20 protein-coding genes and 2 riboswitches are annotated in these 23,602 nt (G+C 69.4%); of the genes, 7 read left to right on the plus strand and 13 right to left on the minus strand.

Translation table 11 applies throughout. The annotated features are described in order from the left end of the window. The first annotated feature begins 201 nt into the window (after nucleotides 1-201). Nucleotides 202-627 carry a hypothetical protein gene (locus ACIQCY_RS03935; protein ID WP_400482586.1) on the plus strand — a complete coding sequence of 142 codons (426 nt, stop codon included), beginning with the start codon at nucleotides 202-204 and terminating at the stop codon, nucleotides 625-627. On the opposite strand, the gene ACIQCY_RS03940 is transcribed toward ACIQCY_RS03935, so the two are convergent. Further along, nucleotides 628-1,035: a RidA family protein gene (locus tag ACIQCY_RS03940; RefSeq protein ID WP_400482587.1), complete on the minus strand. Its 408-nt coding sequence runs from the start codon at nucleotides 1,033-1,035 to the stop codon at nucleotides 628-630. 170 nt (nucleotides 1,036-1,205) lie between these two features. On the opposite strand from ACIQCY_RS03940, the gene ppk2 reads away from it, so the two are divergent. Beyond that, on the plus strand, nucleotides 1,206-2,063 hold the full coding sequence (ppk2, locus tag ACIQCY_RS03945) for a polyphosphate kinase 2 (RefSeq protein WP_400482588.1): 858 nt from the start codon (nucleotides 1,206-1,208) through the stop codon (nucleotides 2,061-2,063). A 250-nt stretch (nucleotides 2,064-2,313) separates the two neighbouring features. Here ppk2 and ACIQCY_RS03950 read toward each other — a convergent pair whose 3' ends face one another. Next, nucleotides 2,314-2,778 carry a GNAT family N-acetyltransferase gene (locus ACIQCY_RS03950; protein WP_400482589.1) on the minus strand — a complete coding sequence of 155 codons (465 nt, stop codon included), beginning with the start codon at nucleotides 2,776-2,778 and terminating at the stop codon, nucleotides 2,314-2,316. Nucleotides 2,779-3,260: 482 nt separating this feature from the next. Between ACIQCY_RS03950 and ACIQCY_RS03955 the strand changes: the two genes are divergently transcribed. Both ACIQCY_RS03955 and opgC read left to right on the plus strand, forming a co-directional pair. Then, on the plus strand, nucleotides 3,261-4,523 hold the full coding sequence (locus ACIQCY_RS03955; RefSeq protein WP_400482590.1) for a PP2C family protein-serine/threonine phosphatase: 1,263 nt from the start codon (nucleotides 3,261-3,263) through the stop codon (nucleotides 4,521-4,523). Beyond that, nucleotides 4,520-6,979 carry an OpgC domain-containing protein gene (gene opgC / locus ACIQCY_RS03960; protein WP_400482591.1) on the plus strand — a complete coding sequence of 820 codons (2,460 nt, stop codon included), beginning with the start codon at nucleotides 4,520-4,522 and terminating at the stop codon, nucleotides 6,977-6,979. Before ACIQCY_RS03955 ends, opgC begins: the two co-directional genes overlap by 4 nt. Before the next feature lie 48 nt (nucleotides 6,980-7,027). On the opposite strand, the gene sigK is transcribed toward opgC, so the two are convergent. The 10 genes from sigK to galU all read right to left on the minus strand — a co-directional run bounded on the left by sigK (nucleotide 7,028) and on the right by galU (nucleotide 17,533). Beyond that, on the minus strand, nucleotides 7,028-7,699 hold the full coding sequence (gene sigK / locus ACIQCY_RS03965) for an ECF RNA polymerase sigma factor SigK (protein WP_400482592.1): 672 nt from the start codon (nucleotides 7,697-7,699) through the stop codon (nucleotides 7,028-7,030). Between the two features lie 149 nt (nucleotides 7,700-7,848). Then, nucleotides 7,849-8,670: a sigma-70 family RNA polymerase sigma factor gene (locus ACIQCY_RS03970; RefSeq protein ID WP_400482593.1), complete on the minus strand. Its 822-nt coding sequence runs from the start codon at nucleotides 8,668-8,670 to the stop codon at nucleotides 7,849-7,851. 335 nt (nucleotides 8,671-9,005) lie between these two features. Then, on the minus strand, nucleotides 9,006-11,375 hold the full coding sequence (metE, locus tag ACIQCY_RS03975) for a 5-methyltetrahydropteroyltriglutamate--homocysteine S-methyltransferase (protein WP_400482594.1): 2,370 nt from the start codon (nucleotides 11,373-11,375) through the stop codon (nucleotides 9,006-9,008). 53 nt (nucleotides 11,376-11,428) lie between these two features. Next, complete coding sequence (locus ACIQCY_RS03980) at nucleotides 11,429-12,340, minus strand: methylenetetrahydrofolate reductase (protein ID WP_400482595.1); 912 nt, start codon at nucleotides 12,338-12,340, stop codon at nucleotides 11,429-11,431. 102 nt (nucleotides 12,341-12,442) lie between these two features. After that, nucleotides 12,443-12,549, minus strand: a riboswitch (SAM riboswitch). A 107-nt stretch (nucleotides 12,550-12,656) separates the two neighbouring features. After that, nucleotides 12,657-13,100: a PIN domain-containing protein gene (locus ACIQCY_RS03985; RefSeq protein ID WP_400482596.1), complete on the minus strand. Its 444-nt coding sequence runs from the start codon at nucleotides 13,098-13,100 to the stop codon at nucleotides 12,657-12,659. 3 nt (nucleotides 13,101-13,103) lie between these two features. Next, on the minus strand, nucleotides 13,104-13,277 hold the full coding sequence (locus tag ACIQCY_RS03990) for a hypothetical protein (protein ID WP_400482597.1): 174 nt from the start codon (nucleotides 13,275-13,277) through the stop codon (nucleotides 13,104-13,106). A gap of 25 nt (nucleotides 13,278-13,302) precedes the next feature. After that, nucleotides 13,303-13,430: riboswitch (SAM riboswitch) on the minus strand. Nucleotides 13,431-13,495: 65 nt separating this feature from the next. Further along, nucleotides 13,496-14,791 (minus strand): phosphotransferase, encoded by a 1,296-nt coding sequence (locus tag ACIQCY_RS03995; RefSeq protein WP_400482598.1) that lies wholly within the window; start codon nucleotides 14,789-14,791, stop codon nucleotides 13,496-13,498. Nucleotides 14,792-14,854: 63 nt separating this feature from the next. Next, on the minus strand, nucleotides 14,855-15,901 hold the full coding sequence (locus ACIQCY_RS04000; protein ID WP_400482599.1) for a hypothetical protein: 1,047 nt from the start codon (nucleotides 15,899-15,901) through the stop codon (nucleotides 14,855-14,857). Between the two features lie 93 nt (nucleotides 15,902-15,994). Further along, entirely contained in the window at nucleotides 15,995-16,624 is a 630-nt protein-coding gene (locus tag ACIQCY_RS04005; protein WP_400482600.1) for a GNAT family N-acetyltransferase, read from the minus strand. A gap of 6 nt (nucleotides 16,625-16,630) precedes the next feature. Next, complete coding sequence (gene galU / locus ACIQCY_RS04010) at nucleotides 16,631-17,533, minus strand: UTP--glucose-1-phosphate uridylyltransferase GalU (protein WP_400482601.1); 903 nt, start codon at nucleotides 17,531-17,533, stop codon at nucleotides 16,631-16,633. 57 nt (nucleotides 17,534-17,590) lie between these two features. On the opposite strand from galU, the gene ACIQCY_RS04015 reads away from it, so the two are divergent. The 3 genes from ACIQCY_RS04015 (at nucleotide 17,591) to ACIQCY_RS04025 (ending at nucleotide 19,434) form a co-directional block, all read left to right on the plus strand. Next, a complete protein-coding gene (locus ACIQCY_RS04015; RefSeq protein ID WP_400482602.1) occupies nucleotides 17,591-18,241 on the plus strand; it encodes a 5-formyltetrahydrofolate cyclo-ligase in 651 nt (216 codons plus the stop codon). 86 nt (nucleotides 18,242-18,327) lie between these two features. Then, nucleotides 18,328-18,675 carry an FmdB family zinc ribbon protein gene (locus tag ACIQCY_RS04020; protein ID WP_400482603.1) on the plus strand — a complete coding sequence of 116 codons (348 nt, stop codon included), beginning with the start codon at nucleotides 18,328-18,330 and terminating at the stop codon, nucleotides 18,673-18,675. Between the two features lie 87 nt (nucleotides 18,676-18,762). After that, nucleotides 18,763-19,434 carry an RcpC/CpaB family pilus assembly protein gene (locus ACIQCY_RS04025; RefSeq protein ID WP_400482604.1) on the plus strand — a complete coding sequence of 224 codons (672 nt, stop codon included), beginning with the start codon at nucleotides 18,763-18,765 and terminating at the stop codon, nucleotides 19,432-19,434. 45 nt (nucleotides 19,435-19,479) lie between these two features. Here the strand turns inward: ACIQCY_RS04025 and ACIQCY_RS04030 are convergent, their stop codons facing one another. Further along, a complete protein-coding gene (locus ACIQCY_RS04030; protein WP_400482605.1) occupies nucleotides 19,480-23,553 on the minus strand; it encodes a DUF4011 domain-containing protein in 4,074 nt (1,357 codons plus the stop codon). Nucleotides 23,554-23,602: the final 49 nt, after the last annotated feature.

The following is a 23,602-nucleotide window of genomic DNA, read 5'->3' on the forward strand; positions in this document are numbered from 1 at the left end:
CGCGACAAGGGCAACTAAGGCAAACCCTGTACCCCGGCCTCTCATTCGCTGAGAGTACCGAACGCCACGGGCTGCGGTTTCAATTCGGCACAAGCGTGACGCACTCGCAACGAAGAGTGCCCGCTGCAGGATCCCCCAGTGGGGCGCGGTTGGGGCGATTAGGCGTGCACGGTGGCAACCTGTGTGGTGCACAATGACCGGATGAGCAGCTACAAGGTCGTCGATACCCAGTTCGAACTGCGCCGCGATGTCGTGAGCCTGGCACAGATCGTTCACGCGCCGATTAAGCAGCCAACGGGCGAAGCGAAGACCTTCATCTTGAGCGCAAATATCAGCCGTCACAAATCAGAGAAGTGGGGCTGGTCCAACGGTTCTGTTTCGGTTCTTGATTCTGACGGAGAGAGCTGGGGCGGAATAGTCAGCGTCAACACCGACGACGTGATCCGTCTCGTCCCGTCGCCGAAGGACAGCAACGCTGATCACCAGCCTGCATCCCGGCCCAAAACACCTGCAGCAGATCCGGTCTCAAGAAGATGGAATAGCCCGCCATTTCAACACCCATCCGCTAAGTGTTGCAATCACCGCAAGAACCCAAGGATCCTTCAGCGGGACGCTGCTGATGAATGATCAATCATGAACAGCGGCCACGGCTTCAATCTCTACGAGCTGGTACTCGTAGCCAAGAACTGTCACACCTAACAGGGTGCTCGGGACATCATGGGCACCGAACGCTCGGCGTACAACCTCCCATGCACTGACAAGATCACTCCGATCAGTCGATGCCACGAGCACGCGAGTACTGATCACGTCCTCGGTAGTGGCTCCAGCTTCTCGGAGAGCTGTCGTCATGTTCCTGATGCATTGTTCTGCTTGGAGTGCGTAATCGCCTTTACCCACCGTCGCTCCGGCTGCGTCGAGGGGGCAGGACCCTGCGAGGAAGATGAGTCGCGCATCTGCCGGCGCAGTGGCCGCGTAAGCATACTGCGCAGCCTCAGGCAATACGGTGGACCGAATCAAAGTCACTGCTGAAGCCATTGGAGCCCAACTTTCCCTTGTACCGACGAAGCTCCAGCTTCCCACCTCCCGCGCAACACCGACGAGGATCCGTGTGGGGTCTGCTCGGGCGCCTCTAATCGCACAGATGCCGCCCCTGTTTCCGGGAAGCACCCTCCTCAATTGGTGTGGTCTAAGGCAGGATGTGGGGTGTGGTCAAGAAGACGCCCGATGAGGCGAGCCCCCAGGTCCTCTCCAAGAAGGACTACGACAAGGAACTGCTGCGGTTGCAGGATGAACTCGTCGCCTTGCAAGAGTGGGTGCGCAAGACCGGGACGCGCTTGGTTGTCCTTTTCGAAGGACGCGACACGGCCGGTAAGGGTGGAACGATCCAGCGCATCAGCGGTGCGCTGAACCCGCGCTCGTGCCGGGTTGTTGCACTTCCGGCGCCGACGGAACGCGAACGATCGCAGTGGTACTTCCAGCGTTTCATTCCCCATCTGCCGGCGGCCGGTGAGATTGTGCTGTTCGACCGGTCTTGGTACAACCGGGCCGGGGTGGAGCGGGTGATGGGGTTCTGCACCGACAAACAGTATGCCGACTTCGTCGACACCGTGCCCATGCTTGAAGAGGCGCTGATCTCCGATGGAATCGTTCTGGTGAAGTACTGGTTGAGCCTGTCCGACTCTGAGCAACGACGTCGATTCCAAGCCCGCATTGATAACCCGGCGAAGCGTTGGAAGCTGAGCCCTATGGACCTTGAGGCACAGGCCCGGTGGGTCGACTACGCCGAGGCGAAGGACAAGATGTTTGAGTTCAGTGACACTGAGCGCAGCCCGTGGCATGTGGTGGACGCCGACAACAAGAAGGAAGCCCGGCTCAACCTGATAGCCCATCTGTTGTCGCTGTTGCCCTATGAGCAGCCGGAGTTGCCGGACATCGAGTTGCCCGAGCGCCAGGACCGGCCCTATGAGCGGCCGCCATTGGACCGCCAACGATTCGTACCCCAACGCTACGAGATCGGGAAGTCGGAAGAAGCCCGGAAGGGCAAGAGGACAAATTCCACCTAGCCTCAGCGGTCGACTACTGGCTGTATATAGATGCCTGGCGCGCTGGTTCGTTCGTGCCGACGCTGAACACGCGACGAACATGCGCAGAAGACTGTGCCGAAGATGACCATACCGTCGGACGACTTATCTCCATTTCGCCGGATGCCCGCGGGTAGCAACAACCCAGTCTCCTGTAGGCGGCTCAACACGGCCGTTGCCTACCGGTCAGCACCCAGAACAATCGACGAAAAAATGTTTGACACCCGATCCGTCAGGGGAACTCTGTTCCGCGGGCGCTGAGGTCCTTGAACGCGACTACCTCTCCGAAGAGTTCCTCTCCGGTGGGAACGAAACCGAGTTTGAGGTAGAAGCCTTCCGGACCGTGTTCGCCGCGTTCCCACAACACAGAGATGCGCTTCACACCGCGGGCACGTGCTTCCTCTTCTAACTCCGCGACGGCAAACCGTCCTACGCCGCGCCCTTGCGCGGATGCGGCCACGTTGAGTCGCCAGATGCCGGCACGGAATGCTTCGATTTCGTGGTTGGGATCGAAGTTGCCCATGATGAAGGCCAGTACGTCGTCGCCGTCCATCACGAGTCGCGGCCAGGCCGTGGGGTTCACGTAGGCCTCGGCGATCGATTGCACAACTGGTGCAACGAACGCTTCCTGTTCGGGTCGAAGGATGATGCTGACGGCCTTACCGAGGTTCTCCGGAGTCAGGGACGCGAGTTCCATGCCACGACGATAAGCGCAGTTGCGGTCACCCGCAGTCCTGATTGACTGTGGAGTGATAGCGCTAAGAGGTTTCAATCTGTCCGAAAGCCGGTCTCCACCGCGCTCTCCCTTCCCGATCGAGCTCCTTCCTTCCGCTACTGCCCGGTAGAGGCCACCCCCGTTACCTCCCGGTTGCCTCGAAGTTCGGTGTCCTGCTAGTCGAGGTGGCACAGGTGGTCAATGGCTGGAATCGGGTATCACCTACTGCACGGCCGGTGTTCTCGAGCTTCTAGGGTGAGGGCTATGAAGCAGAAACCGCGGACCAGGACGCTGACGAGGGCCGACATGTGTCCATAGCTGAGTAAGTGACTGAAGCCCTGCGCACCGGGCGGGAGTTGGTGTTCCGGATGATCTGCCGCCGGTTCATCGGACTACTCGAGGCGGGAACGGGATGGGGGGTGAGATGAGGGCGCCGCGCAAGTCGGCGCAGGAAGGCATGCCCCATGAACGGTCCGGCATCCGGGATAGCGCCGGGGGATGAACAGAAACGCCTGGCATCGCTGGCGTCCACCGAACTCCTCGCCAGTCCCCCCGAGGAGAGATTCGACCGGGTCACCCGCCTGGCGCAGAAACTCTTCGGTGTCAGCACCGCGACCGTAGCCCTCATCGCGGATGACCGCCAGGTGCTCAAGTCCCTGGCCGGCACGCTGGACACGGTCATCCCTCGAGCTGCCGCCTTCTGCTCCCACACCATCGCGTCCAGGGACACGCTGGTGGTCGAGGACGCCCGGCAGGACGACCGCTTCCGCTCCAACCCCCTCGTCCTGGGGCAACCGAATATCCGCTTCTACGCCGGCCAGCCCCTCCAGGGTCCCGGCGGGTGGAACATCGGGACGTTGTGCCTCATCGATCAGGACCCTCGGGCCTTCACTCCCGAGCAGGAACAGATACTGCGCGACCTCGCAGCGATCGTTCAACGCGAGATCTCCGTCAGCACCGACATGCTCAACGCGGCGAAGATCCAACGTGCGCATCGGCCGGCTCCGCTGCCCGGTCTTCCCGGGTACGAGGTGCACGCCGCCACCCGGCCTGCCGGTGACCTGTCCGGGGACTTCTACGACTGGCAGTTCGACGGCCGGTTCCTGCGGTTCACCGTGGCGGACGTCATGGGCAAAGGAGCCGGTCCCGCGATCCTCGCCGCCACCGTCCAGTCGCGGCTGCGTTCGACCGGACCTGTGGAGCCCGGTGAGGCCCTCACCGCAGTCTCGGAGGCGCTGGAGAACGACCTGGCCCTCGAGGATGTCTTCGTCACCGCCTTCACCGCCACTCTCGATGTCCGGACGGGAGCGGTCCGCTATTCGGATGCCGGGCACAGCATCGCCCATCACGTCACGGCCGACGGGACAGTCTCCAAGCTGCCGGCAAGCGGCCCTCCCCTCGGGATCATCCCGGACTGCCACTGGGAGACGACCACCCTCGTCCTTGAGCCCGGAGGCAGCCTCATCATCCCCAGCGACGGCATCCTCGAACTGGCGAACGACGACCTGCACCAGCTCCAGTCGGATCTGCAGGCCGTGACGAGAGCCGGCGCCGACATCGAGGCGTCGATCCACGCGCTCATCGACGCCCCATCCCACCCTTCGGACGACCTCACACTCCTCGTGGTACGGCGGAGCCTGCATCAGCCACCGGAGCAGGGGCCGACCGCTGAATTGCCGGCTCCGCTGCCCCTGTGGACCACCTCTCCCGAAAGCGATCGACTGTGAAGAGCACATGGGGATGGACGCGGTTGTTCGCGCCGCTGCTCGTGGCACTACTCCTCATGGTCGCGGCTCCAGCCCATGCTGCCGACCCTGCCGAGACCCTCATGCCATCGGAGGAGGGCCCATTCCTGGGGGCACTGCTGGACTGGGCCACCGATTCGACCACCGACCATGCAGAGCGCCTCGGGACGCCGGCTGCCCTGTACGGGCGGACGGTACCGCTGCCGATGAGTGAGCAGGAGCAGGGCTACCTGCGCGCCTACGTCGGGCAGGTAGCCGATCAAGGTGCTCACGCCCTGCTCACCGTCCGCCCCGACGTTCCCCTGGGCGACGTGGACGATCCCCGTGCCTCGGCCCTGGCAGCACAGGTAGCCGACGTCACCGAAGGCTACGAGGGCATCGTATTCGTGCGCTTCGCCCCGCAGATGAACGCCCCCTGGGTGCCGTGGGGGCAACAGCCCGAGGCCTACCGCGAAGCATTCCGCATCCTCGCGGCCGCGATGGACGATGAGCTCGAGGATCCGGTGATGGTCTGGTCCCCGACCGCCGCCGAGGACTACCCCTTCCGCGACCAAGCCAAGACATCGCCGTCGGGAGGCGCCCTCGGGATGCTGGATACCGACGGCAACGGGACCTGGGATTTCGACGACGACGCGTACGCCCCCTACTACCCCGGCGACGACGTCGTCGATTGGGTCGGCCTGTCCGCCTACCATGACGAGACGGACGGGGCCTCCATGGCGAACGCTGTTCCCGAGCGCGGCGAGTTCGAGGCATTGCTCGGCCCCGCCTCCCCGGCCGGGCTGCCCCTGCCGGAGGACTTCTACGCCACCTATGCGGCCGGTCGTGACCGGCCGCTGCTGGTGGAGACAGCCGCCTTCTACAGCCCCGACGTCGAGGACGGGGCCTCGGAGGCGGAGGTCAAGAGTGCCTGGTGGGATCAGGTGCTCGCCACCCCCGGGAACGGGTACGACCGGATCGGCGCCGTGGTGTGGAACGAGACGATCGAACAGCGCCAGGACGGCGCGGTCAGCGTGGACTGGCGGGTCACTGCCGAGCCGGGCCTTGCATCCGCCTTCGCCCAGCGGGTCGAGGACAGCGACACCGTGACCGGACCCGTGATCGCCGAGTCCGCCCTCGACGGCGTGGCACCTCCCGCCACCGGCACCGTACTGAACGGGACCGCCGCGTGGACAACGGCCGCCGCTGTCCTCGCCACGGCGCTGGCCCTGTGCCTGCTGCCCCTGTCAGGGCCCGCGCGGCAGTGGGCCTATGCGGGCTCCGCCTCCCGGGACCCGCGCATCGACATGCTGCGCGGAGTGGCCATCATCTTCGTCGTCGTCAATCATGTCGGGCTCACCTCGCTGTTCCAGCTGTTGACGCAGGAGACCATCGGGGTCGTCTCCGGTGCTGAACTGTTCGTGCTGCTCTCCGGAGCCGTCCTGGGCCTGGTGTACGGGCCCCGGATCAGGGACCAGCTGGGCGACGTGGTGGACCGGACGAGCAAACGGGCCTGGAAGCTCTACGTCACCGCCCTGGTCGTGGTGCTGCTCGTCCTGGCACTGAGCCGCCTGCCCTTCCTCGATGCCACGGCTGTGACCACGTTCACGGACCAGGGCACGGGAGCGGCCGGGACCGGGGGCGCCGGCACGGTCTACGACCTCTACGCCGGCATGGCGGGTCTGTTCCAGTTCCCCGTGCCCTCACACCTCGTCCCGGACCTGTTCCTGCTGCAGGTCGGGCCCTGGCAGTTCAACATCATGGGCCTGTACGTGATCCTGCTGGCCCTGAGCCCGATAGTGCTGCTGGCGCTCAGCCGTGGCAGGACGTGGCTCGTGCTCGCCTCGAGCCTGGCCCTCTACGCCGTGGGCACCGTCACGAAAGTCCGGCTGCTGCCCTCGCAGTTCGAGGACTCCTTCCCCCTGCTGGTCTGGCAGGTGTTGTTCGTCCTGGGGATGACTGCCGGCTACCACCGCCGCCGGATCGTGGCCTGGTTCTCCCATCCCCACCGAAGAGTGCTGCTGTGGACCTGTGCGCTCCTCGCAGTGACCCTCGCCGTGTTCTCCTGGACCAGCCCCTACTTCACCAACGCCTACGACGTCAGGCTCGCGCTGCTACCCGAGCAGACCTTCCGCACCGTCTACGACGGCTTCTTCGAGCGCACCTACCTGGGACCCGGCCGGCTACTGAATGTTGTGCTGGTGATCATCACCGGATATGCCCTGCTCACCGCCTACTGGAAACCCCTCGAACGGACCCTGGGCTGGTTCCTCGCACCCCTGGGTCAAGCCACCCTCTACGTGTTCATCCTCCACGTCTTCCTGATCCTCGCCGCAGCGAACATCCCGGCCCTGCGACAGGGTGACATCTGGCTCAACACCGCCGCCTACATCCTGATCCTCGCCCTCCTGTGGACCATGGTCAGGACCCGTTTCCTGTTCCGCGTCATCCCCCGCTGATCATTCACGCCACGGCTGGTGAGGTGGTTGAAGTGAACCGCTCCCTCATTATCGGGGCGCTGGCGGCAGGGGATCGGGCGCGGGATCCTGCAGGCAGGCGCGAAGGCGAGCGATGCCGTCACGGATTCGGGTCTTCGCTGTCGGAACAGGGACGCCTAGATGGTCGGCGACCTGGACATAGGTCATGCCGGCGTAGTAGGCGAGATCGATGGCTTCACGCTGCACCCCGGAGAGCACGCTCAAGGATGCCCTGACTGCGTCCATCTCAGCTCGCTGGACGACGGTATCCGCGACCTGGTCGTAGTCGACGTCGTGGTTCTTGATACCCCACCGCAGATCCCTGGCGCGATGGGATTCCTCGACCCGGACCTTGTCCACGGCGCGGCGGTGCGCGAGCGTCATGATCCAGGACATCCCCGAGCCCACGGCGGGGTCGAACCGGGCTGCACCGCCCAGCCAGAGAGCGAGGAACACGTCCTGCGTCGTCTCGGCACTCATCTCCGCATCCACCAGTACCTTGCGCACAAGCCCGTACACCCGGCGTGAGGTGCACGCGTAGAGCTCGTCGAACGCCTGCACCTCGCGGTCGGCCACACGGAGTAGCAAAGCCCCTACATCACACGCCTGCCCGTCGGCGCCGGTACGGGCCGACGCCTTCGAGGCACCTGGAGTAGCGGGACGTACGTGGGCGGAAAGGATGGGCAGTTGAGCAGTGAGCATATGACTGAGACCTTCTGGGACCCCCGCGTTCAACCCGATGATCACGACACCGCAGGCACGGAACCATCTGATTGCTAAGTAACCTAGGTAAATCCAACCACACCTGTCCCATCTTCAACAGCGAAGCGCTGAAAGACGTTCGAAACCGGCTAGGACGCCAGGGTGAGGGCCCGCGGCCGGGCGCTGGTCGTGTAGTCATGGGCTCGCGGTGTGAGCGCGGCCCCCAGCGTCGAGAGGTACTCGGCCCGGCGCTTCGGCGAGATCCGCGACACCGGACCAGGTGCGGCATCGGCGCCGTCGGCATAATGCGTGGCGAGGCCATCCTGCAGGAGGCGGAGCGCCTCGGACTTCTGCTGGGACACCGCCGAGTGCGTGGTCCCCAGCTCCCCCGCGACCTCGGTCACCGACCGGCCCTCGAAGAAGACCTGTTCGATGATGTGACGCATGCGGCCCGGCAGGTGGGCGACGGCGGCGCGGAGGTGGCGTACCTGCTCGTCGGCCAGGAGCGACGCCTCGGGCAGCGGATCGACGGCGGGGACGATGTCGAGGACGGTCTCGTCGAGGGTCTGCACGGAGCGGCCGGCGTCGTCGAGCGCCGACTGGACCTCCTGGCGGCTCAGGCCGAGCGTGACGGCGAGCTCATCGGTCGTGGGTGTGCGACCGAGCGAGGCGGCGAGGGAACCCTGGGCGGCAAGGGTGTCGCCGATGCGCCGGCGGACCGATCGCGGGGCCCAGTCGTTGGCGCGCATCTCGTCCGCGAAGGCGCCGGTGATCCGGCGGCGCGCGTAGGCGCCGAAGGGAACGCCCAGCGTGGGATCGAACGAATCCGCCGAGGTGATGAGCGCGATGGCACCCACCGAGGCGAGATCCTCCCTGGACAGGTGCGTCGCACGCGCACACAGGGCGGAGACGAGATACCCGACCAGTGGCAGGTTGTCGACGATGAGTTCTTCACGGTCACGTGAATGCATGAGCAAGCTCCCCAGCTGGCTTCGAAGGACATGCGAACCAGCTCGCGCAGTCCGTGGCGCTGTCCGGCGGCATCTTTCAAAGTGACGCTAACAGCCGTCCTGTCACCACCCTGTCGCCAGGTGACGAGTTGACCCAAAACTGAGCGAAGGTTGCGACATTCCACCACTTTCCAGCTGCTCGGACGGCGAAACGGCGTGCTGCCCCTTCACCGTCCACGCGCCGCGACAGCGAAGGCCCCCTCAGCCACCGGCCCGAACGGCCCCGGGCAGGGCCACGACCGTGGTCCTGCCCGGAAGCGGCGCGGCACCCGGGAGATCCGTGTGCCGCGCGGCGGTCAGGAGCCGGCCAGGGCCTGCTCCGCCCGCTGGACGGCGGTGCTCGCGCGCGCCGCCTTCGCTGCGGTGACGAGGTTCCGCAGCGAGAGGACGGTCTCGTCGTAGCCGCGGGTCTTCAGGCCGCAGTCCGGGTTGATCCACAACTGCTGCGCCGGGAGGGCGGCCAGCGCCGTCTCGATGAGGCCGGAGATCTCCGGCTCGGAGGGCACGCGTGGCGAGTGGATGTCGTAGACCCCCGGGCCGATCCCGCGCGAGTACCCGAAGCCGGCCAGGTCCGCGACCACCTCGAGCCGGGAGCGGGCGGCCTCGATACTGGTGACGTCGGCGTCCAGTCCGTCGATCGCGGAGATGACCTCACCGAATTCGGAGTAGCACAGGTGGGTGTGGACCTGGGTGTGGTCGGCGGCACCGGACGTCGCCAGCCGGAACGCGCGGACGGACCAGTCAAGGTACGCCCGCTGATCAGCGGCGCGCAGCGGCAGCAGCTCGCGCAGGGCCGGCTCGTCCACCTGCACGATCGCGATGCCGGCCGCCTCCAGGTCCGCGATCTCGTCCCGCAGGGCGAGCGCCACCTGGTTGGCCGTCTCGCCCAGCGGCTGGTCGTCGCGGACGAAGGACCAGGCCAGGATGGTGACCGGGCCGGTGAGCATGCCCTTGAGCGGCCGCTCGGTCAGCGATTGGGCGAAGCTGATCCACGGGACCGTGAACGCCTGCGGGCGCGTGACGTCGCCCCACAAAATGGACGGGCGGGTGCAGCGCGAGCCGTAGGACTGCACCCAGCCCTGCTCCGTCGCCGCGAAGCCGTCGAGGTTCTCCGCGAAGTACTGCACCATGTCGTTGCGTTCCGGCTCGCCGTGCACCAGCACGTCCAAGCCGAGTCCCTCCTGCAGCCGCACCACGCGGGTGATCTCCTCCCGCAGGAACTGCTCGTACCCCGCCTGCGGGATGTTGCCGCTGCGGGCCGCGGCACGGGCGGCGCGGACCTCACCGGTCTGCGGGAAGGAACCGATGGTGGTGGTCGGCAGCAGGGGCAGCCCCAGCCTCTCCTGCTGCAGCTCGGCCCGGTGTGCGGCGGAGCCGCGGGTGAACGCCTCCTCGGTCAGTCCGCCGGTGCGCGTACGCACCCGGTCCACGACGACGCCGTCGAACAGCGCGCGTTCGCGCAGCACCGCCTCCGCAGCCTGGAGGTGATCGGCGACTGCCGTGCGGCCCTCGGCGAGTCCGCGCGCCAGGACCACCACCTCGCGGACCTTCTGGTCGGCGAAGGCGAGCCAGGCCGGCAGGTGGTCCGGCAGGGCGGACTCGGCCGCGACGTCGTGCGGCACGTGCAGCAGCGAGGTGGACGTCGCCGTGCTGACCGCATGCGCGGTCTCAGACTGCAGCCCCTCCAGCACGGCGAGAGAGGACTGCAGGTCGTTCCCCCAGACGTTCCGTCCGTCCACGACGCCGGCCACGAGGCGCGTGCCGCCCAGTGCCCGCAGCGCCCCGACCGAGGGCCGGGCCCCCCGGACCAGGTCCGCGTGCACCGCCTCCACGCCTGCCGCGGCGAGCACTGCCAGTGCCTGGCCCGGTTCCGCCGGATCACCGGCGGTACCGTAACCCGTGGTCACGAGGAGGGCCGGCCGGTCCACGGCACCCGCCAGCTGCCGGTACGCCCGCTCCACCGGCCCGCCCGGCGCCGCCAGCTCGCCGCCGCGGTCGCCCACGAGGCCCGGCTCGTCCAGCTGCACCCATGCGGCGCCCGCTTCCGCCAGCGCAGCGAGGATCCCCGCGTAGGCCGCCACGGCGTCGTCGATCCGGGACAGCGGGTCGAACCCGGCGGGCGCCCCCTCCTCGGCCTTGGCCAGCAGCAGGTAGGTCACGGGACCCACCAGCACCGGGCGCAGCACGGCGCCGCGGTCCTTCTGCCGGCGAACGATGGATGTCAGGCGGTGGGCCACCGCGGCGAACGTGGTCCCCGGGCCGATTTCGGGGACCAGGTAGTGGTAGTTCGTGTCGAACCACTTGGTCAGCTCCAGCGGCGCGCGGTCGCCGTCGCCCCGGGCCAGCGTGAAGTAGGCCGCGGTGTCCACGGAACCGTCCTCGCCGGCCAGGTCCGCGAAGCGGGACGGCAGCGCGCCCAGGGCGGCCGTGGCGTCGAGCACCTGGTCGTAGAGGGCGAAATCCGCGGGGATGGAGGAATCTGCCTCTTTCAGGCCCAGCTCGGCGAGCCGTGAGACCGTGCGGTCCTGCAGCTGCTCGGCCGCACGGTGCAGCCCTGCCTCGTCCAGGCGGCCTGCCCAGTAGGCTTCCAGGGCCTTCTTCAGCTCCCGGTCCGGCCCGATGCGCGGGTAGCCGAGGATCGTGGCGGCGGGGAAGGTGGTACTCATGTGGTGCTCCTTCGAAGGTGGTGTCGGGTCTGGATCTGGTGGGTCCGGGGCGTTCAGGCCGGGACGGCGCCGGCGAGGCGAGCCGCCGGGAGGTCGAGCTGTTCGACGACGTCGACGGACGCGCGGAAGTCGTTGAAGGTGTACAGATGGAGGCCGGGGGCTCCTGCCTCGAAGGCCGCACGGGCCAGCACTGCCGCTGCCCGCACGCCGATCCGCCGTCGTTCGGCCTCGCTCGAGGCCGTTTCCAGGCGGTGCAGCAGCCCGGCGTCGGGACGTACGCCGGTCATGAGGGCCAGCCGCTCGAGCCGCCGGACACTGACGGTGGGCATCACGCCGGGGATGATCGGGATGCTGACGCCGGCCGCACGGGCTGCGAGGACCAGGCGCACGTACTCGGCGGGGTCGAAGTACACCTGCGTGATCGCGAAATCGGCGCCGGAACGCTGCTTCGAGATCAGCACCTCGACATCGTGCAGGAACGACGGCGACTCGAGGTGCCTGGTCGGGTAGGCCGCGACCCCCACGGCGAGCCGGCCACCGGCGAGTGAGGCGCCGTGCCTGGCCTCGACCCCGCGGATCAGTTCCACCAGGTCCCGGGCGAAGGGCAGCTCGCCGCGGAACACCCCTGGATCCGCCGGCAGGTCACCGCGCAGCGCCAGGATGCCCCTGACGCCCAGCCCGACGAACTGCCGCACCAGCAGGTCCAGGCCCTCCCGCGTCTCCCCCACGCAGCAGAGGTGGGCCACCGGTCGGAGCCGGGTGCTGGTGACCAGGTGCCCGATGAGCTCGACGGACGCCCGTCGTCGTGCCGGTGTGCCGCTGTAGGTCACCGAGACGTAGTCGGGACGGGTGGCTCCGAGTTCGTCGATGGTCCGCAGCACGGCGTCGCCGGCCTCCGGGGTGGCCGGCGGGTACAGCTCGTAGGAGAGCGACGGCGGTACCGCTCCGTGTCCAGGAAATGCCATTCGAACTCCTCGGTAGGGCCGAGGGAGTGCACCAGCAGGATGCCGCGGCCCAGTGGTACCGGGCGCGGGCGCGCCGGGTCCTCACGTGGGTTCACTGATGTGTCTCCATCGGTTCTGGCATTAGCACCGGTTCCGCTGCCCCCGAGGGCACAGCCGAATGGTTGCTGCGGCGTCAACAAGCCAGATCTCTCGGCCGCTCTTGATGGTTGGTGGGATCACTCTAAGCAGCGAGCCGTGCCGGGCGGCAAACCTGACGCAACATGGCGTCCCGTGACGTTGTGAGACCAGGCGTCCGTCACAAAGGGCGATCGTTACGTCATGGAACGACGCCGGGAGGACCCGCGGGCTGCTCGCCCGCCGTCCAGGGATTGATCGCCGGGACCGCGAGCCTCCGGTACGGTTCGGTGTTCCCCGACACGACGGCGAGTCCCCTGTGGAGGGCCGTCGCCGCGATCAGGGAATCGGCGAGGGCCACGTCGGCGTGGTCGGCAAGGGGCGCCCACGCCACGGCGACGTCGGCATCCACGGACAGGATGTTGGGCCCGAACCGCTCAGCGAATTCGTGCAGCCAGGCCTCCAGGTCCGGGAAGTGCTCGTTCCGGCGGCCCAGCGAATGCAGCTCGCCGAGGCTCAGCGCGGAGACGAAGATCCGGAAGTGGCGGCGCCGGTGGAGGAAACCGGTGACGGCGGGATGAGGGCTCGGGCTCCGCAGCTCCGCGATGACGTCGGTGTCCAGGAGGAGCCCGCTCGGCGGTGCCATTCCTCAGCTACCCGTCGGTCCCCGGCCGGCCCTCACCGCGGAGCCGCCTCCGGACGGCGGCACGAGGAGGAAGGCGACGAACGCCTCCCGCGGAGCGGTGAGCACCTCGTAGTCCTGGATGCTGAGGGCCACCATCGGGATCTCTGCGGCGGATGCGTCGACTGGGAAGGGTGTCATGGGACGGCACGGGGCCGCGTCCTTTCGCGAGCTCTTGCCCGTACCAGATACCCCGGGAGGGGCGAATGCGGGCCGCTTCGTCATCCGAACCACCCTATGAGCGCGGGGTTGGTATGCGGCCCAGTCGGAGCTTGGCGGCCGCAGTTCTTGAAGCTGTTGGAAGTATAACCACGCAGGGGCCGCCAGCATCAACGCCCCCGGTCATGGTGCTGCACGCGTCAGGACCGTCGCCGGCCGGCGACGGCGCGCGCCTCGGTGAGGAACTGTTCGGCGACGGCCAGCCGGGACAGCGCCTCCGCGGCACCGTCATCGCCCCCCGTGCGGCTCCGCGCTCCCGCGACGAGCGTGAGGCTGACGGCGGCGGCCCGGCTCCTGAGCGCGGCCGGGTCCACCTGCTCGTCGAAGGCCCGCAGGAAGCGCAGGAGGGCCTGCGGCACGTGGGCGTATCCGGCGTGGAGTCCCGGCAGGACGGCGACGTGGCCGAGGAAGCAGGCGAGGTCGTCGACGAAGCGCCCGGGTCCGAGTGCATCGACGTCCAGCAGCCCGGACACGGCGCCGTCCGTGATGAGGATGTTTCCCTCGTAGAAGTCACCGTGGGTGGGCACGAGCGGGCCGGCGTCGCTCGAACGGACGGCGTCGTCGATGGCCGCGGCGAGGCGTCGGATCCGGGCGGCCTCGGAGGGCAGGGCCGCCACCGCACCTTCGCCGTAGTCCCTGACGCGGGCGGCCCAGGGCGGGCGTACGGGCAGGGCGAGGACCGCGGGCGGCAGGGAGGTGAGGACGTGCACCAGGGCGGCGGGGTCGACGTCGGTCGCGCCGTCCCGCATGAGGAGCTCGGCGAGGGGCGTGCCCGGGGCAGGGTGCATGGCCACCACGTCCTGCATCGGCTCGCCGGCGAGGACCGGCGCGGGCACGCCGGCGGCCCGGAGCATCCGGTGCCGTTCCGCGAGCGACGCCGCGCCCTGGCGCCGCAGGACCTTCAGGTAGCGGCGCTCGTCCCCGTTCCGGGCCAGGACCACGGCCCGGCGCAGGGGGCGGTAGCTGCGGAGTTCGAGGAGGGTGTCTCCCGGCTCGAGCCCGGGGCCGAAGGCGAAGGGTGTGCTGCGCTCCGGGTCGAGGGCCAGGGGCAGGCCCGGCAGGAGCGGATCGAAGGGATGCACCCAGACCGAGAGCGCCCCGGCGCCGCGGCGGTGGACCACCGCGACGGCGTCCGCCCCCTGCTGGATGACGCAGGAGGTGATACAGGCGTGCGTCGGGACGGGCAGTGGTGCCGGGCCAGGGACCGGAGAACTGCGGCGCTGCGCGCCGCAGGCGTCGCCGGCCGGCCGGACGTCGATGGAGTACACGCCCGTGACGCCGGCGCCGGGACGGTGGTGGACGGCCCCGAGCTGCCAGGACTCGAGCTCCCATCCGGCGGGAGCCAGCGCCCGCTGCAGGATCCCGCCCGGCGCGTCCGACTCGAGGAGCGCGATGGTCTCCTGCTCGCGGATGATGCGTGCGTCCTTCGCCCTCATGCGAACCTCAGGGGTCGGTCACGGGCGCGGCCGGCATCCGGCTGCCCGTGGCATGGGTACCGGTCAGGCGCGACGACGCTGCAGGACGTCGTCGAGGTTGATGCGCCCCGTGGAGGGGGCGGGGTTCGCCGACTCGTCCGCGGCGTCGTCCGCCTCCGCAGCGACGCGGGCAGCAGCCTCGGAGGCCTTGATGGGAGTCCGGGTCGTGGGCTTCGGCGCTTCGGGGAGGTCCAGCGGGGCCGGAGCCTGCCGTTCGGCCTTCGCTGCGTCCACGTAGGTGGGCCGCGGCACCTCGACCGGAGCCCAGGCAGTGGACCCTGCGGGTCCGGGCGTCTCGGCTGTCTCGGGTGTCTCGGGTGTCTCGGGTGTCTCGGCTGCCTCGGGTGTCTCGGCTGCCTCGGGTGCCTCCGTCCCGGTGACGCTCAGCAACCCCGCGCGCACGTCGACCACGGACGAACCGTGCGCCACGGCGAGAGCAGCCGTGCGCAGTTCCATGGGGCTCAACCGGCGGGCGCCGGCCTCCTCGGCGTCGAACAGCGAGGTGGGACGCCGGGGCGCTGCCGGCGCCGCGTGCTCGACCGGCACCTCGGGTACCGCTGCGGCCTCACGGACCGGCGCCATGGCGGCCGCGAAGGCGCGGTTGACGCGCGCGGCCCGGCCGCGGACGGCGAGGAACCTCAACATGGCCACGGCGCCGACGGCGACGGCGAAGCACGCCAGGGGCACGAGGAGGGATACGATCCCGAAGGCCCCGAGCACGAGCGTGACCAGGGCGGCGGCGAGGGCGACGAGGCCCACGAGGGCAGCACTGATGCGCCCCCACCGCGGGGTGAAGGACGGGCTCGGACCGGACGTCCCGCCGGATGGGACAGTAGCCTTCGGCGGGATCGGGGCGTGCGACTGCACGGTGGTTCCTGAACGGTCTGCCTCGTCCTGCGCGGTCATGGTCATCATGCTCCCTCCAGGACGGCGGGTCCCGGTCTTGGGTGATCGGCGGGTACCGCCGGCAGTTGCGGGCGCGGTCTTCCGGAGGACGAAGGGAGCCACCCACACCAGCCACAGGCCGACGATCGCGACGAGCACCAACGAGCTATCCAGAGAGAAGACCACACCTAGAACCGTAGGAGCAGGTGCCGCCGGGCCGCGGCATTCAGGCGGGCGTGTCGGAGCCTAATATGCTCGCCGCGGCATTGGACGGCCCGATCAGCCCTGGTAAGGCCGGGCCCGCTCGAGCCAGGGCGTCAGCAGGCCGCGCGGGACTTCCTCAGCCGTCAGCGCGAAACTCCTGTGATCCGCCCAGTGGCCCGCGATGTGGAGGTACCGCGGACGGAGCCCCTCGTCGCGAAAGCGCAGCTTCTCGACGACACGCAGGCTCGCCCGGTTCTCGGGGCGGATGTTGATCTCCATGCGGTGCAGCCCGAGGTCCCCGAAACAGTAGTCGGTGGCCAGGGCCACCGCCGTCGGGGCGATCCCCCGGCCGGCCCGCGCCGAATCCACCCAGTACCCCAGCGTCGCCGTCATCGCTGAACCCCAGGTGATCCCGGACACCGTCAGCTGCCCGACGAGGCGCGCGTCGCGGGAGCCCGGCTGCTGCTCGGCGATGAGGAACGGAAGCGCCGAACCTGCCCGTGCCTGCGACGTCAGGGACCTCACCATCTGGTGATAGGTGGGAAGGAAACCCTGCGGATCGGGGTTGGAGGCCTCCCAGGGCGCGAGCCATGCGGCGTTGCGGTGGCGCAACGCCGTCCAGTCCGCCTTGTCCCTGTGGCGGATGGGCCGCAGGACCAGGGATCCGGCCCTGAGCGTCACGGGCCAGCTGGTTGCCGACCGCACGGCGTGCTAGTCCGAGATGTCTTTGCTGAAGTCCTTGATCCAGGCCCGGAGGTCCGGACCGAGGTCCTCGCGCTCCGACGCCAGCGTCACCACGGCCTTCAGGTAGCTCAGCTTGTCGCCGGTGTCGTAGCGGCGGCCACGGAAGACCACGCCGTACACGCCGGAACCTTCGCCGTCGGCTGCCGCGAGGGTCTGCAGGGCGTCGGTCAGCTGGATCTCGTCGCCCCGCCCGGGCTCGGTGGTCTCCAGGACCTCGAAGACGCGCGGGTGCAGGACATAGCGGCCGATCACGGCGAGGTTGGAGGGCGCGTCCTCGACGGCGGGCTTCTCCACCAGGTGGTTCACGCGGACGTACTCCTCGCCCTCGATCGCCGTGATGTCCGCGCAGCCGTAGGCGCTGATCTGCTGCGGATCCACCTCGATCAGGGCGACCACCGAGCCGCCCGTCTTGGCCTGGACCTCGATCATGGTCTCGAGCAGCGCATCGCGATCGTCGATCAGGTCGTCACCGAGCAGGACCGCGAAGGGCTCCTGGCCCACGTGCAGCTTCGCGCGGAGGACGGCGTGGCCCAGGCCCTTGGGATCGCCCTGGCGCAGGTAGTGGATGTCTCCGAGCTCCGACGGGCGGCGGACGGCGGCCAGCTTCTCGTGGTCGCCCTTGGCCTCGAGCGTCTGCTCGATGAAGGGAACGCGGTCGAAGTGGTCCTCGAGGGCCCGCTTGTTACGCCCGGTGATCATGAGGACGTCGGACAGGCCGGCGTCGACGGCCTCCTGGACGACGTACTGGATGGCCGGCTTGTCCACCACGGGAAGCATTTCCTTCGGCATCGCCTTGGTTGCAGGAAGGAAGCGGGTCCCCAGGCCGGCCGCAGGGATAACGGCCTTCGTCACGCGTGATTGCAGAGTCATGACCACCACACTACATAACGGGCGCGGAACTCCCGGGGTGATGCGCACAATGGTGGAATGACTCGTTCTCCTCGTGATACGGACAAGGACCGCCTGCGCGAGGCGCTGCGTACCGCGCGGGCCGCACTGGATCCGGCAGACCGGCAGCGCCAGTCGGAGGCACTCGGCCACGCGGTGGTGGAGTACCTCACCGGCCTCCCCTCCCGCCAGGGCACGGCAGGGCGACGTCCGACGGTCGCCGCGTACCTCGGCGTCGCACCGGAACCCGAGACCGTCCCGCTGCTCGAGGACCTGCACCGGCTCGGGTTCGGCGTCGTCGTGCCCGTCTGCGAGCCCGCCTACCAGCTGTCCTGGGCCACCTGGCACCCCGGCGTCGCCCTGCAGCGCTCCGTGCGTGCTCCCGTGGAGGAGCCGACCGGGCCTCGACGCCCCTTCGACGAGGTGCCGGACGTCGGACTCATCCTCGTGCCCGCCCTGGGCATCGATCGATCAGGGCATCGCATCGGCCAGGGTGGGGGTTACTACGACCGCTTCCTCGCCCACCTTCCGATGGACGCGCCGGGAGCGATACCTCGGCTGGGCGTCGTATACCGGTCCGAGGTCCTGCCCGCGGGCACCATTCCGGCCGAATCCTACGACCAGCCGCTCGCCGGAGCCTTCACGCCGGACGGTCTGGTGCGCTTCGGAGCGGACGCCCGCCCCGTGTAGACTGGCACTCGACCCCGGAGAGTGCCAAGAGCAGTCGCCCGGAAGAGCCATCCGGGGCCCATGACGTTCTGTCCAGGAGGATTTCCATGCCCATGTACGCCTATGCCTGCAAGGACTGCGGCCACGCCTTCGACATCCAGCAGTCGTTCTCGGACGACTCGCTGGCCGTCTGCCCGGAGTGCGGCGGCGGGCTGCGGAAGAAGTTCAACAGCGTCGGTGTCGTGTTCAAGGGCTCCGGCTTCTACCGCAACGATTCCCGGGCGACGACGACGAGCACGGACGCCGGCTCATCGTCGAGCGTGTCGGCATCGTCCTCCGACTCCTCGGGCTCGGCCACGGCCGGCTCGGCAGCAGCGGCATCCTCGGGCTCCTCCGCCTCGTCGACGGGGAGCACGGCGTCCGCGACGACCGGCGGGTCCGCCGCGGCGTCCTGAGGCTGCCGCTCGTCCGCCGCCGCGCCTGATGTCCACATAGCACGGCCTTCCGGACGGTGGCCGGGTCGCCCTGCCTAGGGTCGGTCCATGAACCCGACCGGCCGTCCCCAGGGAACCCCGCTCCGCTACCGCCTCCGCCGGCTGGTACACCGGCGCAGGCGGCTCCTCGCCTGCCTGCTGCTCAGTGCCGCCGCGGGCGTGGCCGTCGAGGCGGCAACGGGCACCGACTACCCGACGACGCCGGTGGTCGTCGCCGCCGCCGACCTCGCCGTGGGGACGGTCCTGACGGAGCCCGACGTCGCGATCATCCAGCTTCCCGAGCAGGCCGTGACCGGGAGTGTCTTCGAGCAGCCGCGGCAGGTGGTGGGCCAGCAGTTGGCCGCTCCCCTCTCCCAGGGTTCCCTCGTGCAGGCGACCGCGCTCGTCGGGGACGGACTGCTCACCGGGACCGAACCCGGCACGGTCGCGGTCCCGCTTCGGCCCGCCGACCCCGCCACGGTCCAGCTCCTCGCCCCCGGCCAGCTCGTGGACGTCATCCTCAGCACCGGCAACGGGTACGACGTCGAGGCCGAATCGACGGTCCTGGCGCGCTCCGTCGCCGTCCTCTGGACAGCTCCCGGCGGCACCGGCGGCACCTGGCCCGGAGCCCAGGACGACGGCGGGCTCGTGGTGGTCGCAGCGGGAGCCGACACCGCCGCGGCGCTTGCCGGATCCTCCAGCTCGGGGGACGTGCACCTCGTCCTGACCACGGCACCCTGAGCGGTCAGGACGATGCCCGCACGGGCCAGCGCGGCGCCGACGGCGTCAGCCCCAGTGCGGGGGCCGCTGCTCCCTGAGCCACTCGTCGTGGTCTCCCTCGGCGTCGCCCCAGGACCGCGGATCGTCCTCTCCCGCGGTCTTCGGGACCACCGGCCTCGCTTCGGCATCCTCGGAGGAGTCGCGCCCCACGTTGGTCCCTCGGCCCGGGTGCTGCTCGTCCTTGCGCATCCTGGCTGCGTCCTTTCGTGTCCTCGGCTGGTCGGCGGTCTCGCGCGGCGGCAGCCCGATCAACGCGGAGGCCCGTTCGGCGCACCCGTCCGGATCGGTGAAGACCTCGATGGTCCACAGCGGCATGTAGCGCCACCCCATCCGCTCCAGGACCTGCGGGCGGAGCCTGCTCCGTTCCCGCACCGACATGGCGCCGTAGCGGCCGGTGCCGTCCGACTCGATCGCCAGCGGAGCGGGTCGCTCGTCCCTGACGGCGGCGGCGCCCCCGTCCGCGCGCAGATCGGCGGGCCGCACGGCCACGATGTCGAGGACACCGGCGTAGTGGTCCCATACCTCCGCCCCGCGGTACCGCAGCCGGTCCACGAGATCCGCGACCAGGGGGTCCTCGTTGCCGCCGGACACCGCCGGAGCACCGCCCGTGTCCGCGCCGAGTTCACGCTGCAGCAGCTCGAAGAAATCGAGGGCACCCGCGGTGAGACGGTCAGGGTCGAGGTCCGACGGTTCGAAGCAGGTCAGGACGTGCTGGAGTCGCCGCGCACGCGTCATCGCCATCACGAAGTTGCGTCGCCCGTCGGGTCCGGAGAGCGGACCGAAGGAATGCAGCGCGCGCCCGTGCGGAGTCCTCCCGTATCCCAGCGAGAAGATGATGTCGTCGCGGACCAAGCCCCCCGCCCGTTCGACGGGGACCACGCGGAACGCCTCCCTGCCGGGCGTGAAGAAGTCCGCAGCCCACGGGAACTCGGCCATCTGCAGCCGGATGGCCTCGCCGACGCGGGCGGCATGCCGGGCGCTGGCGGTCACGACGGCCAGAGAGAAGCTCGGGCGGTGGCGGATGTGGTCGAAGACCAGCTCGACCACCCGCTTCACCTCAACGGCGACGCTCTCGACGCCCTCGTGCTCCGAACTCGGCATCCCGGTGCCGTTCGGGAGGTACTCGACCACGAGTCCGCGGCCCTCCCCGGTGACCTCGGAGGCCTGCGGCAGGCGGGAGAGCTTGCCGTCGTAGAAGGACTCGCTGAGGTAGGTGTCCAGGCTCCGGTCGACGCCGCGGTAGATCTGGGTGAGGCCGCGGACGGGCAGGATGTCGCGCAGGGAATCGAACGCACTGGGCAGCGGCTCGAGGGTGGAGGCGCGGTCCGCCGACTGCACCTCGATGCTGAAGCGGGTCGGGCCGGCCAGGCGGTCGTCGCCGAACACGACCACCTGCGCGGAACGCGCGATGCACGGCACGGCACTCTGCAGCGACATCGACTCGCCGTCCAGCACCACGGCGGTGTCGAACGTGTGCCCCTCCGGGACGGCACCCCGGATGGTCAGGGGGCTCACGGCCCAGATGGGCAGGAGGGCGGCCACGAGGTCCTGGTGGAGGCCTGCGAAGACCTCGAGGGTCAGCGTGTCGTCCTTGAGCTCCTGCCGGAGGCGCGCCGCGTCCTCCGCGTGGGAGGCGACGGCATTGCGCCACCGTTCACCCAGGGTCCAGCGGATCCGCGCCGGCCCGGACGCGATGTGCGCGTTGTCCGCCAGGCGGAATTCCGCCTCGAGCTTCCGCAGGCTGTCGCCGTCGGACATGGCGAGGTAGTCGTCCCCGGTGATCATCGCCTCGAGGGCCGACTGCCACCAGGCGAGTTCGAGTTCCGGTCCGACCCGCTCGGCCGGCACCTCACGCAGCGCCAGGTCGGCGAGCAGCTCGCCCAGGCCCTGCTCGCGCATCTCGTCGAGCAGCAGGGTGCGCTCGGGCAGCGTCTCCAGGGTCGCCTTGTCCGCGGCGAGGTCACGCAGGAGTGCTTCGAGGCCGTCCAGGTCGAGGGACGCGAGGTCCGGGTGGCCGGCGGTGGGCCGGAGGATGGTGGTCAGTTCCGCCAGCCGGGCCTCGACCGCGCGGTAGGACGCGTGGATCTCGGCCAGGCCCGTCGCGACGGACGGGTGGCGTTCGGTGAGCGCGTAGCGCGTCCACAGCGTGCGCTGCTGCTGGACCTCGAGGAGGGACGTGTGCAGATCCGAGATGTGCACTCCGGGGCGGATGTACTCCTTGGCCACGCGCCGCAGCCTGGACCGCGTCATCGAGCTCATCTCGATGTCGCGTTCCTTGCGCCAGGAGGACGGCGCCGTGGCGGAGATGAGGTCCGTCACGGGGCGGTCGAAGATGTCGGGGGTGAACTTGTCCAGGCTTGCCCGCACCGCGACGAGGAGCTGGAGCTGCTCGCCCCACTCCCGGAAGGTCGCTCCGAGGGTGATGTGCGAGTGCTCGGCGACGTGCTGCACCTTGCCCCGCAGCTCGGGGATCCCGGTGGCGAGCTCCTCGGCGAGGCCGTGCGCGTGCTCGGTCTCCTTGCGGTTGAGCAGCTGCGCGCCGTACCAGGGGCTCTCGGTCGAGGCCTTGCTGAAGCTGCCCAGCTCCGCCGCCCGCCGGAGCCGCTCGGTGAGTTCCGAGCGGTCGGCGACCGAGTCGAGCACGCTGCGCTTCAGCCGGACCGTGGTGGATGGCGCCGGGTCCAGGGCGGTGAGCCCCGCAAGGGACTGCATGGCCTGGTAGGGCGAGCACCCCCACCGGCTGCGGATGTTGTGCAGGCTGCGCACATGCTCCATGAGCTGGTGCCTGTGCCCGGTCAGGGTCTCGTGCAGCGTCCCGAGCTGGGGCTCGGTGGCCTTCTCGTTGCGGACGAGTGCCCGGATGACCGCTTCGCGCAGTTGCGCGGGGCCCGTCTGGCTTCCGAGCTGGAGCACGAGCGAACCGAGGTCGAGTCCGTCGAGGTCCTGCACGAACTCGTTGAGGCTGCCGCGACGCTCGGCAGCGACGAGCACGCGCCTGCCGTCTGCCGCAGCCTTCGCGGCGACATTCAGCGCGGTCTGGGTCTGCCCGGTGCCGGGAGGCGTCGCGACCGCGACGCTGATACCCGCGGAGACGAGGTCGAGCACCTCCTGCTGCGCCCGGTCCGCGTCGAGGATGAGCAGGTCGTCGGCCGGATCCCGCTCGTCGGCCGGCGGGAAGGAGAGACCGTCGGCGGTCCCTGCGAGGGCCGAGGCGGCCTCGGAGTCCCCCCGGGCCGAGGCCAGGAGGGCAGCCAGCACCGGATGCTCGGGATGAAGCGCCGGATCGCCCTTGACGCCGGCGAGGTCGGCGAAGGTCGACACCAGGATCCGGTGTTCCACCGACATGCCCCGCACACCTTCGCTGAGGGCCCGCATGCGTTCGAGCACGGGGTGGGGATCGAAGCGCGCGGTGCCGTAGGCCAGGCGCGCGATGCTGGCAGGGTCCACGGTCAGCCCCTGCTGGTTCCGCAGGTGGCGGACGAGCGCCGGATTCATCCGCGCCTGCTCGGTGATCTGCAGCTCGTAGTCGTCCTGCGAGGCGTGCACAGTCAGGGACACCGCGGTGAGGAGCACCGGGGCGTTGAGGGTCTCGGAGCGTCCGGTGTCGTCCACGGACCGCCAGGAGGCCGTGCCCGCGGCGAGGTAGCCGACGTCGATGCCGCGCTCGGTGCCGAGCTCGAAGATCTTCGCCCGCAGGGCGCGCGCGGCGGCCTTGGCGGCGCTGTACTGCACGGGATCCCGCAGGAGGGTCGACAGGCGCGTGCGGCGCCCGGCGAGGAGCTGCGCGAGGCCCGACGGGTGGGCATGGGTCAGGTCGATGCTCGTACCGGCGGACGGCCGGAAGTGGAGGAGCGTGTCCCCGCTGGCCTGCGAGCCGAGGCCCTCGAGCCAGGGCACGAGGAAGTCCTGGGCGGACGTCGTCTCGGCGGCCTGGCCCGGGCGCTGCTGCTGCGGCCCGGCTCCCTGCCGGTCCACCTGCGACGGTTCCGCCGGCGTCCCTGCCGCATCCTGCTGGTCCTGCTCCGGCACGGCCGCCTTCTTCCCTGCATTGTCACGTGCTGATCTCGACCAGATTGGCATGTCTTCCAAGCTATCCGAAAAGCGAACGGACCCCGCGGATAGCAACGCG

Origin of the sequence: Arthrobacter sp. NPDC092385 (genome assembly GCF_044755105.1) — a bacterium.
Taxonomy (GTDB): Bacteria; Actinomycetota; Actinomycetes; order Actinomycetales; family Micrococcaceae; genus Arthrobacter_D.

Coding starts and splice junctions, on each gene's coding strand:
- ACIQCY_RS03935 (WP_400482586.1), top strand. CDS start 202: ATGAGCAGCTACAAGGTCGTCGATACCCAGTTCGAACTGCGCCGCGAT.
- ACIQCY_RS03940 (WP_400482587.1), bottom strand. CDS start 1,035: ATGGCTTCAGCAGTGACTTTGATTCGGTCCACCGTATTGCCTGAGGCT.
- ACIQCY_RS03950 (WP_400482589.1), bottom strand. CDS start 2,778: ATGGAACTCGCGTCCCTGACTCCGGAGAACCTCGGTAAGGCCGTCAGC.
- ACIQCY_RS03955 (WP_400482590.1), top strand. CDS start 3,261: ATGAACGGTCCGGCATCCGGGATAGCGCCGGGGGATGAACAGAAACGC.
- sigK (WP_400482592.1), bottom strand. CDS start 7,699: ATGCTCACTGCTCAACTGCCCATCCTTTCCGCCCACGTACGTCCCGCT.
- ACIQCY_RS03970 (WP_400482593.1), bottom strand. CDS start 8,670: ATGCATTCACGTGACCGTGAAGAACTCATCGTCGACAACCTGCCACTG.
- metE (WP_400482594.1), bottom strand. CDS start 11,375: ATGAGTACCACCTTCCCCGCCGCCACGATCCTCGGCTACCCGCGCATC.
- ACIQCY_RS03980 (WP_400482595.1), bottom strand. CDS start 12,340: ATGGCATTTCCTGGACACGGAGCGGTACCGCCGTCGCTCTCCTACGAG.
- ACIQCY_RS03985 (WP_400482596.1), bottom strand. CDS start 13,100: ATGGCACCGCCGAGCGGGCTCCTCCTGGACACCGACGTCATCGCGGAG.
- ACIQCY_RS03990 (WP_400482597.1), bottom strand. CDS start 13,277: ATGACACCCTTCCCAGTCGACGCATCCGCCGCAGAGATCCCGATGGTG.
- ACIQCY_RS03995 (WP_400482598.1), bottom strand. CDS start 14,791: ATGAGGGCGAAGGACGCACGCATCATCCGCGAGCAGGAGACCATCGCG.
- galU (WP_400482601.1), bottom strand. CDS start 17,533: ATGACTCTGCAATCACGCGTGACGAAGGCCGTTATCCCTGCGGCCGGC.
- ACIQCY_RS04015 (WP_400482602.1), top strand. CDS start 17,591: ATGACTCGTTCTCCTCGTGATACGGACAAGGACCGCCTGCGCGAGGCG.
- ACIQCY_RS04020 (WP_400482603.1), top strand. CDS start 18,328: ATGCCCATGTACGCCTATGCCTGCAAGGACTGCGGCCACGCCTTCGAC.
- ACIQCY_RS04025 (WP_400482604.1), top strand. CDS start 18,763: ATGAACCCGACCGGCCGTCCCCAGGGAACCCCGCTCCGCTACCGCCTC.
- ACIQCY_RS04030 (WP_400482605.1), bottom strand. CDS start 23,553: ATGCCAATCTGGTCGAGATCAGCACGTGACAATGCAGGGAAGAAGGCG.